The sequence below is a fragment of the Clostridium sp. HGF2 genome (assembly GCF_964240115.1).
In the GTDB taxonomy this organism is placed as follows: Bacteria; Bacillota_I; Bacilli_A; order Erysipelotrichales; family Erysipelotrichaceae; genus Clostridium_AQ; species Clostridium_AQ innocuum.
In genome coordinates this window covers 26,479-39,855 of sequence record NZ_CAXSSO010000003.1, presented here as the reverse complement: position 1 = coordinate 39,855, position 13,377 = coordinate 26,479, and the positions used below count along the sequence as shown (strand labels likewise).

Here is a 13,377-nt window from a genome sequence, read left to right as displayed (position 1 = left end):
CCTTTTTTTATTTCTGGTTATGCAGATATTCTTTCACCATGGTAATATTGCCGTCCAGTGTCTCCAACTCAATATCACGATCCTTGCCGGTACCGGTTCCAATGACACAGAGGCTTCCCGCATCATCCAGTTCACCGCATGAAATGACAACAGCTTTTTTGAAATACGCCATGGCATTCTGTGTACGCATTTCCTCATTCAGCTTGATGACATCGATGGATTTCTTTTTCGGATGATATTTGGCTATTTCATTTGCCAGCTTACGGTTCTGCGGATTGAAGCCGATCTGTACGACACTGCCCTTTGCGATGCAGTCCAGACAGATGAGCGTCGGATTCTTCCCCGCATTTGCCAGATCCTTTGCGGCTGCCTCTGCACCGATAAAACGCATCTTGTTCTTATCGGTAAACAGAAAGCCCACCTTTTTGCGCTCATCCCTGTTCAGTCCCTTTGCGATTTCAACAGCTGCGGCTATTGTCGCAGAATTCCGGTTATAATTATGCGCATTGTGAAAGCCGTGCATCATCCAGTACATCAGCATGACAGTCAGCAGGAATAACCCAAAGGATATCAGTGACGCCAGTCCCGTTGAAGTAATCAGCGGCTGCAACCCATACAGACCTCCGAAAATCAGCGCAAAGAACAGGAAGATCGGAACATAGGTTGCTACCATGGTCTTGTTTGCCGTCTTGGTGCCGTCAAAAGGAAAATACAGCACCTTTTTCCAAAACTTTCTTTCCGGTGTGTCATAAGGAACAACAATGACCGTCTTCATCTGCTTCATATTTCCATATAAATAATTATGCGCATGTGACAGCAGCTTTTTTCCTTCAATCATCGTGGGTTCATAACCAAGTGCGTGAAAATCCTGATGCAATGCTTCGATAAAACGCTTCTTCTGTCTTCGACTGAAACGTGTACCATATGTTTTTGTATATTTCTCCAATACTGTTTTATCCATATAAGCGCCTCCTGAAACTAATATTCTTATTATACTAGAAATAAGAGAAAAATTACAGTGAATCAGGGATATCCAACGAAAAAGAGGACACTTTTCCTCTGTATCCCCTTTCATTTCTGCTATTACAGAGGCGGCTGCAATCTTTCGTGTATTCGGTTATTGCTTACCTGCCCACTGCAATTGCCTTACTCTATATGGCAGAGATGCAGCATGGAATTACTTGCTGTAACTAAGTATGCAAGCAGAAAAGCTCACATCATGGTGTGAGCTCTCTGTATATAATTATCTATCTTAGTTTTCAGATTTGCCTTGCTTCCTTCTTCGACGAAGAACAACAGCAGCACCTCCGGCGAGCAGCGTCAGCATACCGGCTGCGCCAGTTGATGTCGTATCTCCGGTATCCGGATGCTCAGCATCAGGCTTTGACGGCTCCTTCTGTCCATCCCCCTGTGGCTTCTCATCATCCCCAGCGGATACCGGCTGCAACTTACGATAGCTTTGCTGCAAGGCCTCATATGCTTTGGTTATAGCTGCTTCATCCGCTGACTCATTCGCCAGCACAGCCTCTGCCTGCCTGAGCGCCTTAACAAATGCCTCCCAGGAGGCTGCCGTATAGCTGTCCTTTTTAACAGTCTTCAGTATAGACACCAGGTTTTGCAGCTGATCTCTATTCGCTGTATCCTGTACAATTTCAAGTGCCAGAACCGCCTGCTTCAGATTCTTCAGTGCCGTATCCACCTCACTTTGTAAAGCTTTCTCATTTGCCAGCACCTTTTCTGCTGCGGCAATGGCTTTTTCAAGCGCGGCATAGCTGTTTGCAGTATAGCCTTCCGCTTTGATTTTCTTCGCAGATGCCACAAGCTCCTTCAAATCCCTCTTGTCAGCTGTTATCACTGCTTTTTCCAGCCCCTGCATCGCCTTTTCCAAAGCAGCAGCACAGCTGTTCACATCATCCTGCGTGGCAGTTTCATCTGCATACGCTGCAGCTGCACGATACCATGCCGCTTCAAACGCCTTCCAGCTATCCTTTGTATAGTCTTTCTCCACATAGGTTTTGGCCTGATCCAGAAGCTTCTGCAGTTCTTTTTTATCTGCCCTTACCGTGACCTTCACCTCTATGGTGTGCCCGGCTGCTTTTCCACGTAAGGTGTACACACCGGCTTTGTTTACATTCACATCCTCCAGATTCCATGTGATCGTCTCCAGCAATTCAACATCGTTGTCGAGCTTGACACGAATCTGTTTCGGCAGCTGATCCTGTAATGTCTTATCACCAAATGCAATCGTTAGCGCCGGAATCTTCTCCATCAGGCTTACAACAGATGCACCCGGGTATTGTACATTTACGTTATTAAAGACCGTTGTTGAACGGAATGTCTGCACGCCGAGATAGCCATCCTGCATATCCACATTGCTTCGTTCCAAAATCTTTTCACCGTCCATCCAGTACTCCAATTTACCGGCACCGTCATAAACAACCTTCAAATGCGCCTGTGTCGCTGCTTTGGATTTCTTTGCGGGAATTTCCTTTGTCTCATTCCAGATTTCCCCGTTCTGGTTTTTGAACAGCTTGGCGATGGAGCTGCCGTCATCCTTACGCTCAATGTTTGCACAGAACCAGTCAGCTGACGGATTGTTTCTATCGCTGACACCGAATACGATACCTGCAGCCGTACCTTCCAGAATATGCATATCTGCTTCGTAGATAAACGGTTTGTCTTTGAAGATCCGGGTATCATGAATCAAAAAGCTGTCACCGCCGGTATTGGAGCCAATCACCCCATCTGCAGTTTTCGCCCAGATTCCTCCATCCAGATTCCAATCCGGAATATTGGAAGCAAAGCTGGATGTGAATAGTTTGATTTCCACTTCCCTTTCCAGACCCTGTGCACTTACTTTGATTTTATAGGTTCCCTCCTTACTGCCGGAAACAACGATACTTCCCTTTTCTTCTTTCACCAGCTGTAATCCCGGATCAAGTGTCCAAACGACATCACCGCTTTCCATATTCGGATACATGTTGGTATCAACACGGAATTCCGTATGAACCTGTGCTTCCCGCGGTGCTGACAGATATAGCTGCGGTGCTTCCGATTCAGAGCCTGACTTGCCGGTATACATGGACTTCATATCATAAATCTTCAGCTGATCAATCGTAACATCTCCATCATCACAGAAGAATTCCATACCGATATTGCTGTTTTCCTGATACATAGCGGTAGAAATATTGGCCTCTCCATCGTTTCCAAACGCTTCCACAGCACCCTGATCGATGATGATACGCAGCTTAACCTTATTCCCATCCAGCGGTTTCAGGGTATAGGAGAAATTACCACTGTTTACATGATAGCCTGCATTTCTGCCATCCACATACATGTTTTGTGTTTCCCTGTTATATTTGAAAATCAGTTCCTTTCCATTTCCCTTGCGCAGCTTAAATCCGAATTCCTTTGCGGTTCCCAGCGTGAATTCCCCTTCCAGATCATAGCGGATGCCGGATACGCCTCGCAGAATATTGGCATCGGATGAGGAAACCTTTTTATTTTCTGTCTGATACAGTATATGCTTTGTATCTCTCAGCTTATCCACTTCCTCCACGACATTTGATGTTACGATATAGTTGCCGTCTGCGTCCTGCTTCAATCCGTACTCCTGCGGGAGAGATTGCAGTCCCTTATAGGTTTTGCCATCAAATTCTATGAAGTCCTGCAGCCAGCTGATTCCAATCTGACGGTTTTTTCCGGTACCGTCACGATAGAATGTCATTGTTGCATATTTTCCAAAACCGCCCCATGGATTGGCATTGGAATCGATATCTATTTTATCTGATTCCGCAGTCCATTTATAAATTCCGTTTTCATCCGGTTTCATACTTCCCACCACATAGAATCCGGCACTTCCGTTATAAATCCATTTTGTTTCTCCTGTTCCGTTTACCTTTGCCGGAATCAATCCCGGACACTCCGAAAGAATCTGTTCTCCGTTTTTGTATTTCAGCGGCTGCGACTTTTCCCAGTGAATCAGGTCATCGCTAACGTGAATCTGTGCTGCTCCCCCGGCTGTCACCATATACCATTTATCCTTGGCGTCCCCGTCAATTTTAAACACCTTCGGATCACGGAAATCATTTCCGGAGAGCGTGTTTCCTTCATTTGGTATTACCGGATTCCCTGCATATTTCTGCCAGGTAACTCCATGGTCTTTACTGGATGCGATTCCCTGCGACTGTTTTCCTGTCTTTTCATCATGATATGTATAGATAGATACCAGCTTGGATTCTCCCGGCTTGTTGTCGTTGAATAAGCCGGATGTGTTTTCACTATCCTCTACAGCGGAACCGGAGAAAATCAGACCGTGTTCATCAATCTGCAGACCCAGCGGCTGCTGTTCCCAGTGAACGAGATCCCTGGAACGGACATGTGCCTGCGACTGCTTGTAGAAGTTGTTGTTTGGCGAATACTGATAGAATAAATGCCAGTAGCCGTCGGTGGAATCATACACCATGCCGTTGGGATCATTCATAAAATTGATCTGCGGTGTCACATGGAACTGCGCGCGGTACGGCTGCTGTGCCAGCTCTTCTGTTGACAGCCATTTATTTACAGCAAAATTGATATTCTCAGAAAATCCGTCCTTTTCAATGGTAACTCCCATGTTCAGGAAATTCATATCAAAGTCCTCTGCTGTCAAGGTAAAGGTATCCGTAACCTTTTGCTTTTCCTTTGTCACCTTGTTGTTACGATCCTTCAGCGTAATGTAAACATCCCCGCTGGATTCCGGCTTTACCACGACACGATTCACTCCTGCCGGGATATCCATACCGTAGTTTTTCACATTCGAATCAAACGTTGGCGTAATCGTCACTCCATCCGTTAATATTTTGAAATCACTCAGCTTCGCCTCTTCAACAGCAGGAAGCTCACTAGCGGCCTTGTGATTCAGATTCTGATATTCGATATTTCCATCCCATGTCAGCAGTCCGAGATAGGATTCCCCCTTATGACGGCTGTCCTTTTCACGCATGATTCCCTTTCCGTTGGCATAAACGTAGATGTCTTCACCAACGCCGATTACCTTGATATCATAGGAGCCGTCTGCATTTGGCTCCACATCGCTCAAAGGAACCTCGGCAATACTGCCGCCTGTCGGAAATTCAAACAGCTTGAAAATATTATGTGTGTAATCCGCATTGATCACATAACATCCAGCCTGTGGATTATCGGGATTCTGTACACGGAACATCAGTGCCCCGGCACCCTTTTTATCCAGATTATTGATGTTGGCGGAATACTCGAAGTTTTCTATTTTCGTATCGGAGATTGCAAAGTTATCACCGCTTCCCTGTGAATGCATTCCTTTTTCTGTAATCTTCCAGCTTCCCTGTAAACCGCGCAGATTTTCCAGTGTTGTATGGAATAAGCTATCATCCACCCTCACGGTACGATCCGTAAACTGGATATTGGATAGCTCAGCCTCTGTCTGAAAGGTTAACACTCCGATATATCCGCCGGCCCAGTCATCCATATTTCCGCTCATCACATTTTCACTGCCGCCTTCACTGGTCACCTTGTAGGTAAAGTCCCCGTTTGCCTTTATATCCAGATCCAGATGTACCGTTTTTGTAGAATCATAGTCATTTAATAGCTGCATGGCCTGATAATTATGATCCCCGGGCACACGGAACATGCGCATTTTGTTTTCTCCCTCATGCCTGATGACATTTGCGGCTCTCCATGCCTTGCTGGGATCATTTCGATCTCCCACACCGACCAGCAGTGCAGCGCATTGCGCATCACCGCTTTTGATTGTCAAATCTGCACTGTAGTGAAAATCATCCGCAATTACCTTAATATCTTCACTCATTGCAAAATTGTCACCACCGGTATTATCCAGAATCACCTTGCCGCCCTCACTGCGAACATGATCCCCCTTGAAATTTGTCAATGAGACAGGCGCTGTTTCTTTTGTATCCTGCTCCTGATTCTTTGTTGCAGGTACCTGCACCTCCTGCGGATCACCCGGAGCAGTTTCAGCCATTACATGAAAAGGTACTACATTGGTTACTGCCATGGAGCATGACAGTAAGGCTGTCAGCATTCTTGTCGTTTTTCTCGTCATACGATCTCTCCTTTTTTCATCCTTCAGACATCTTTTTGATGTTCTGTTTAAAGTATATCGAAAGAGAAAATGCCAACCCAGTGTATTTTGTAATCACTTACATTGACATTCGTTAAACTCTTTGTAGCTAATTTCTGCGTGTATCCTCCCATATATCAGCAGGCATGCCGCAGCTTTGCCCCGCTTTGAAGATACCATATCGCCAGCTGCGTACGATCTCTGAGCTGCAGCTTCTCCAGAATGATACTTAGATAATTTCGTATCGTTCCCTCTGTAAAAATCATCTTTTCAGCGATTTCGCGATTGGACATCCCCTTTGCTATGGCATTGATAATATCCCACTCCCGTGCACTCAGCTTCCTTACACACTGATTCACGCGCTTATGGTCCTGGTTCTCCTTCTTCAGCCTTTTTTCAGTATGCATCATATGAATCATTTTTGCACCGACATACGGATTCAGAACACTGCCGCCCTCCATTGTCGTTTCGATGGCATATTTCAGCTCACCGAGTGAAACCCCTTTGAGGATATAACCGTTGGCACCATAGGCAAGTGCCTTCATTACATATTCATCATCAACAAAGGTTGTTAAAATCAGAACACGGACATTCGGATATTTCTCTTTCACGATACGTGTGCATTCCACACCGTCCATAACCGGCATACGAATATCCATCAGGATCATATCAACACTCTTTATCTCCAGCTGCTGCAATACCTCTTCCCCATTTCCTACAACAGTAGTCACTGCAAACCCCTCGATAGAGTCCAGAATGATTTTCAGGCTCTCGCGAATTAACTGCTGATCCTCAGCTATCATAATCTTTGTCATGCTCTTTCCCTCTCGCTATCTCAAATGGTATACATTTATGTATAGCTTGTTTTTTAGGCAATATGATCGTATAATGCACAAAAAAACAGCAAAAGCTGCTGTTTTGTACGTATTTCATAAAGTATAAATTAATGAATACTTTCGACCAAACCGGTGATCCACTCCGGGTTATGAGCTACTGATTTTTCAATCATTCTACTGACAGCCATCACCGTTATAGGTAACACATCGGATACTTCCCTTTGTATATCCGATTGCTATCGCATACTCTCCTATGCTGTTTCGATCCAATACCTCCTTCCTTACTCATCAGGCATTACGGCGTATTATGTTTTATCACTTCCTATTTTAATGCGCTTAAAAGTAGACGTCAATTAACATTTGTAATCGGTTACAGAAGACAGCTTTATTTGCAGATGCTGCGTCATACTCCCATCACATATTCCATATACGAATCCGTGTATAAAAAACACCCGGCTGGGCTACCGAGTGCTCTCATCATATTATAAGGTAATTTCTATCACATTTTCGAAAGGGTTATTATAAGCACGGACATAAACGAGCGGTTTCCCGCTCATACTACTGATTACTGACTCCACACGGATGATGGGGGTGTTCATCTTGATTTTCAGCAGATTCGCAAACTGAACCGGAACCAGCATGGGGATGAACTTTTGCGTAACACGTCCGTTTTTTACATAATCGTTCATATCCAGCAGATTTTTCAGATTTTTCATATCTGCATCGGATATCTGGTTTCGAATAAAGAAGATCTCCTCAACGCTGGTCGGCTTGGAATTGACGGTATTCAGCCGAACAACGCTCAACACCTGATCATCCTGATCGATTTCCAGTATCGGTGCAATGTCTGCGGCATCCTTTACATTAAAATACATGACGATGAACTCACTGATTTCTTCCTGCAGCATTTCCGCAGCTGTATTCTTCTTCAGCAACTTACGGTCTGCGACAAAGGTTCCCTTGTTTTTATCGCGGTAGAGGAAACCCTCCTCAACAAGCTCATCGATTGCTTTTCGCACAGTCATGCGGCTCGCATCGAAGCGAACCGCCATATCACGTTCTGAATCAATTGGTGAATTGGCAGCCTTATCTTCAATTTCCTGCATAATTAGGTCTTTGATTTTTCGATAGATAGGAGTTGCCATAGTTTCACCTCTTTCCTGATACTAACGCATAAAGCCGAAGGATTTCCATGGTTTGATATAATCCAGCAGCATGTTCTCATCCTCCGGTATATGACCGATGACATTTTTTCTTCCATCATTCGGCATATCCTTCAACACAATATGCAATTCTCCTTTATAACGGGAATATTCATCATTTACAATGACAACATCACCACGTTTTAAATCTCTTGTATTCTTTGGCGGAACGCTTTCCTTAGCGTAGGTAACACGCGGCATGGTGCTTCTCGCCATATACTCGCTCATATCTCCACGAACAAAATGCGGGTGCTCGTAAAGGATCTTTTCTTCTGTCGGGTGAAGATCCGCTTCAAAATCAATCTTGAAGGTAAGCTTACCGGGATCAATTTTTGAAAGCGTAGAGAGCTCTTCCTCACTCGCATAAGCATTTGCGATGATGACATCATCCACCAGTCTTGTGGCAAACAAATGTCTTGCCTGCACATCGATTGGCAGGTCACGGTGTATTTCCAAAGTACACAGACCCTCATTCACCGGCCATGGGCCATAGGTTCCCTCTTCCTGAGAGGATACGAAGGCAGCGACTTTAATATTCAAATCCTTAATGTCCTGACTGCATTTTTCAAAATGCTCATAGCTGATTCCGCTGTAGCGCTGCGGATAAAAGTTATGACAGGTGATGATATTATCCAGCTTTGGATAATGGCTCATAATATTGTCCAGATATTTCGTACCCAGACTTGCGTTGATTTCGATTTTCAAATTTTGTGGATTATAGGTCATCAAAGCTTCCTTCAATGAATCAAATCCTTCATCCAGACGAATACCGTCAGCATGCATCTCTGCGAAAAATGACAGATCATCATAAGAAACATGCAGCTTCTCAAATACAAACGGCGCAACATCCAGGATGACTTCCATTCCATAGGAATGTGCGTGGTCGATCAATTCTCTGAATTCCGCAAGGATTTCCTCGCGTTCCTTTTCTACACTCAGCAGGCAGGTAAAGATTCGTTTGAATCCGTATTTTGCGGCAAGTGTCACATATGCTTTATCTTTCTCCAGAGTTGAATGCTCCGGATAAAGAGAAATTCCTAATCTAGCCATGATTAGCTCCTCCTTTGACAAGCAGCCAATACTATTACGATTCGGTTGCTTCTGACTTCTCTTTCTCTTCGTTCTGAATGTAGCTTTCCATGTTACGCAGCAGCTTTACTGCCTTCTTTTTCGCCCCGCGGTTATAGAAGAAGGACATAATTTTAAAATTCACGCTCTTCGCACCGCTGGCTCCGGAAAAATCTTCCATATACGTTACACCGATATGATCTTCATCCAGCTGTTCAATTTCATAGGAAATTGTATTGATACCCTGACTGCTTTCGAATTTCGCCTTGTAAATCCGCGGAGCTTCAAAATCCGTAATCGTGACCTTGACCTTTCCTTCACGCTTCATCTTGTTTTTCATATCCTTCGTGTAGGAAAACCCTTTGTGAATCTGCTTCGGTCGAATATTCTTACCCGTTGATGCTGTGATATCATATGCAATTGACTCTGCGATTTTATCGAAAAAAACATCCGCATTCACATACAATTTTTCTTCTACTTTGATCATGTGCTTCTCCTTTTTATTTCTTTTTTACGTTCTTTTTGTCCTTGTAAACCATAAAGGCTCCAAGACATACAACAGTGACACCACAAATACAATACAATATTTTTTGTGAAAAGTCATTATAAGTTTGAGAATACATCATGATGATGCAGCCGATTGTTACAGCAAATAAGCCCCAGCGTGTCATAAATATCACCTTTTTCCTATGTTGTTCGCTTTTTTATTTTGTAGTTACCTGAAAGTACATTACGCTACCGATTGGTGTAGCCTTGATGGTTTTCTTGGCGATTGCACATGCCTTGTCAAGATCCTCTGTGTTTACGTGAAATGCAAGCTTGATTCCCGTTTTTCCCTCATATTTGAAGCTGACGCCTTCCTCCGTCGTCTTCTCCAGCAGATCAATAATAAATTCCTGATTTAATCCGCAACTGATGTATATCATTCTGTTCACCTCTTGTTTCCCTTATTTTTAATTACTTTTTGATTTCCTTATATAAATCCATGAATTCCTGAGACAGGATTTTAAATGCCTCCGCACTCATCAGCTGATCCTCAGCATGTGTCAGCAGCAGCGTCATCTGTGTGGCTTCCCCGCCGGCTTCCTGCTGAATCAGCTTTGCATGGGAATGGTGTCCCTCGGTGAAGGATTCATCCCCCTGCTTGATAAGCTCCTGTGCCTGCTCGAAATTTCCGGCTTTCGCTTCCTGAATGGCTTCGATGTAAAGTGAACGTGCCATTCCCACGCTAGAGATAATTTCAAAACAGATCAGTTCTAAACCTTCCATATTGTCCTCCTTATAGTAAGCAAGGGAAGAGTAAATATCCTCTTCCCTTTCTATTTACTTTTGTTGCTATAGTTTTTATTCTTCTACGTTGTTCATTCTGTTTGCAACGATAACAAACGGAATCCAGCAGAGCACTGCTACAACCAGGTTAATTGCGGCGATAACTCCGGCCATCAGACTACCACCTGTTGCCAGGATTGCATAGATTACTGGTGGAACTACCCAAGGCACTGTGATGAATACCGGTGGGATCAGTCCGGAAGCTGTTGCAAGATAAGCGATTGTTGCCAGAATAACCGGTGTAATCAGCCAAGGAATAAAGTAGATAGGGTTTAATACGATTGGCAGACCGAAGATAACCGGTTCGTTGATGTTGAAGCAGCCCATTGGCAGACTCAGTTTTGCTACTGCTCTTGCATCGTCTCTCTTGGAGAAGATCATGATGGCAATCAGCAGTGCAATGGTACATCCGGAGCCACCCATCCATACAAAGGCATCGAAGGAACCACGTGTCCATACGAACATTTGGTCAACAACATCATTCAGTGATTTTCCTGCAGCCATAGCAGTATTGTAGATGTTTGTATTGTCGTTCAGCAATGGAATATATCCACCGTCCAGAATTGGAGCCAGTACGTTTGGTCCGTGCAGACCGAAGAACCAGAATACCTGTACAGCAAATACAAGAATGATGATAGCGCCAAGACCCTGTGACAGGTTCTGGAATGGAATCTGCAGATACTGGTTGATCAGCTCAGGCAGACCGTTTCCTAAGAATTCTGTACATAAGAACTGAATGATACCTGCAGTGTAGATAGCGATGGTACCCGGAATAATTGCAGCGAATGCTTTGGATACTGCTGGCGGTACCTGCTCAGGCAGCTTGATGGTAACTTTCTTAATCATCAGTTTCGCATAAATGATAACAGAAACCAGACCGATAATCAATGCAGAGAACAGACCACCGGAGTTTGTCCAAGCATATGGCAGGAAGCCCCAGCCGGTAGCATTATTCAGTAATATAGCATCTTTCGTGTCATTCAACGCAACATCCAGTCCTGCACTCTTTAATGTGTTCAGTGCATCAACTGCAACATCAGGAAGCTGATAGTTGAAGGTAGCGCTCTGTGCTAAGATCGTAACGAAGGAAGCCAGTGCAACAAGACCTCCAGCAAGCGGGTTCACATCATAGGCCTTAGCCAGATGGTAACCGAAGGAAAATGCAAATGCAATGGCCAGCATTGCCAGTGTTCCCCACCATACATTTCCGTTGATTCCAATCAGCCACTGGAATGTTTCTGCAATATGCCAGTCCGGCAGATAATTGTTTGGCAGATCACGGAAGAATACGTTTAATAATGTAGCGACAGCACCTGCCATGGTAATTGGCATGATACCGATGAATCCATCACGAATCGCTACCAGATGTTTCTGAGAACCGATTTTCGCCGCAATCGGCACAAAATGTTTCTCCATCCACGCTGTGAATTTTTCCATTTTTCTTTCTCCTCCTAAAAATGAATTATTTTACACTGTCCGGTAAAAGGAGCCACCTGTTACCGATAGTGACAATGCCATTGTGAGGGATTTTACATCCCAAGAAGCTTTAACGCCTGTTCCAGAACCTTCGCTCCGTTCATGGTGCCGTATGCCTGCATGTCGATGACTGCAACCGGTTTTCCTCCAGCAATCGCCTTCATTTTGGATTCCAGGAAACGAACCTGAGGTCCCAGAAGCATAACGTCCATTTTTTCTACATTGTTGACAGCATCCGCATCACCGACAGCCCATATTTCTGCTTCGATTTTTTTCTCTTCCGCTGCTTCCTGCATTTTCTTAACCATCATACTGGTTGACATTCCTGCAGAGCATACAAGTAAGATATTTGTCATGAGTTTTACCCCTTTCTAGTGGTCTATACCACTTGGTACACTCATATGATACAACACCCCTTTAAATAATGCAAGCGTTTTCTTTCTAAATTTCTAATTTTTTCTGTTCAAACGCCGCAGACAATCTCTGAAAAAAGCAAATAGCCCTTTATTTATCGCATTATTTCCACTTTTTATTTTTTAACACAATTTGTGATTGCTGTTGCAGTCTTGTGATATTTTTTTATGAAACCGCTTATTCTTATGGTTTATACCATGGTCCAAGTGGTCTAATCCACATGGTTTTAAGCTTATACCATATAGTACAAGGATGAAGATGTGGAAGTAGCGGACAAGCATGCTGATACGCACTTGTTTACAGCGCTTTTTCCCTGCACAGAGCAAAAAAAAGACAGCAGATCCGATACATGCCTCACCTGCTGTCCGTGAAAATCATGCTCTTGTGCATCCCTGCTGCTGTTAGCGCATATCCTTCCTATAAGTATCAGAAAGCCTGCTCGCCTTGTGTGAAATCAAAGAGAGCATTTTCATAATCCTTTACAAAATAACGGATATTTTTTCTTCCCCTGCAAATTACCGTATGGCCCTCCGCCTCCAGTTTTTCCTTCTGCGCACTCACACCTCCGGGATATTTGGCATTCAGCTCTCCGTTAGCCTTCAGCGTTCTCCAGTAGGGGGTTGGATCATCCCTTCGCTGAACACTTGCCCATGCCGCAATGGAAACGAAAATACCGGCAGTGATCGGCTCCGTAAAATCCGCATGACTCACTCGTGCGAAATAATCACGAAGCTCCCCGACAGTTGTCACCTTGCCGAAGGGTACTCTGCGCATAAGCGTGTCATAGTCGATAGGCGGTGCAAAATACATACGACTGCCTCCGTACTTTTTAATGCTTTCGGTATCTGTAATGATTTTCATCTTTGGCATATCCTTGCTGTCATGCAGCATAGCATTGAAATCCTTTTTGTCCTCATTTGCCATGGTTGCCACCTCCTGCACTAAGCATAATACG

At 44.2% G+C, this 13,377-nt stretch carries 11 protein-coding genes; all 11 read right to left on the bottom strand.

Going from position 1 to position 13,377, the window contains the following annotated elements; all coding sequences use genetic code 11:
* Positions 1-7: 7 nt before the first annotated feature.
* Positions 8-961: a hypothetical protein gene (locus ACESPQ_RS06775; RefSeq protein ID WP_009270945.1), complete on the bottom strand. Its 954-nt coding sequence runs from the start codon at positions 959-961 to the stop codon at positions 8-10.
* Positions 962-1,252: 291 nt separating this feature from the next.
* Positions 1,253-6,079 (bottom strand): GH32 C-terminal domain-containing protein, encoded by a 4,827-nt coding sequence (locus tag ACESPQ_RS06770; RefSeq protein ID WP_373144130.1) that lies wholly within the window; start codon positions 6,077-6,079, stop codon positions 1,253-1,255.
* Positions 6,080-6,234: 155 nt separating this feature from the next.
* A complete protein-coding gene (locus ACESPQ_RS06765) occupies positions 6,235-6,912 on the bottom strand; it encodes a response regulator (RefSeq protein ID WP_373144128.1) in 678 nt (225 codons plus the stop codon).
* 503 nt (positions 6,913-7,415) lie between these two features.
* The gene (locus ACESPQ_RS06760) at positions 7,416-8,078 is read right to left on the bottom strand and encodes a GntR family transcriptional regulator (RefSeq protein ID WP_044906319.1); all 663 of its coding nucleotides are present in this window, start codon (positions 8,076-8,078) and stop codon (positions 7,416-7,418) included.
* 21 nt (positions 8,079-8,099) lie between these two features.
* Positions 8,100-9,185, bottom strand: coding sequence for a DUF871 domain-containing protein (locus ACESPQ_RS06755; protein WP_109771344.1), 1,086 nt, complete (start codon positions 9,183-9,185; stop codon positions 8,100-8,102).
* Between the two features lie 34 nt (positions 9,186-9,219).
* A complete protein-coding gene (locus ACESPQ_RS06750; RefSeq protein ID WP_109771345.1) occupies positions 9,220-9,690 on the bottom strand; it encodes a DUF3284 domain-containing protein in 471 nt (156 codons plus the stop codon).
* Positions 9,691-9,907: 217 nt separating this feature from the next.
* Positions 9,908-10,129 (bottom strand): hypothetical protein, encoded by a 222-nt coding sequence (locus tag ACESPQ_RS06745; protein ID WP_008818795.1) that lies wholly within the window; start codon positions 10,127-10,129, stop codon positions 9,908-9,910.
* A 31-nt stretch (positions 10,130-10,160) separates the two neighbouring features.
* Positions 10,161-10,472: a PTS lactose/cellobiose transporter subunit IIA gene (locus ACESPQ_RS06740; RefSeq protein WP_009587753.1), complete on the bottom strand. Its 312-nt coding sequence runs from the start codon at positions 10,470-10,472 to the stop codon at positions 10,161-10,163.
* A gap of 75 nt (positions 10,473-10,547) precedes the next feature.
* Positions 10,548-11,969 carry a PTS sugar transporter subunit IIC gene (locus tag ACESPQ_RS06735; RefSeq protein ID WP_002607634.1) on the bottom strand — a complete coding sequence of 474 codons (1,422 nt, stop codon included), beginning with the start codon at positions 11,967-11,969 and terminating at the stop codon, positions 10,548-10,550.
* A gap of 92 nt (positions 11,970-12,061) precedes the next feature.
* Positions 12,062-12,364, bottom strand: coding sequence for a PTS sugar transporter subunit IIB (locus tag ACESPQ_RS06730; protein ID WP_002607635.1), 303 nt, complete (start codon positions 12,362-12,364; stop codon positions 12,062-12,064).
* Between the two features lie 484 nt (positions 12,365-12,848).
* A complete protein-coding gene (locus ACESPQ_RS06725; protein WP_109771346.1) occupies positions 12,849-13,346 on the bottom strand; it encodes an MGMT family protein in 498 nt (165 codons plus the stop codon).
* Between the last annotated feature and the right edge of the window lie 31 nt (positions 13,347-13,377).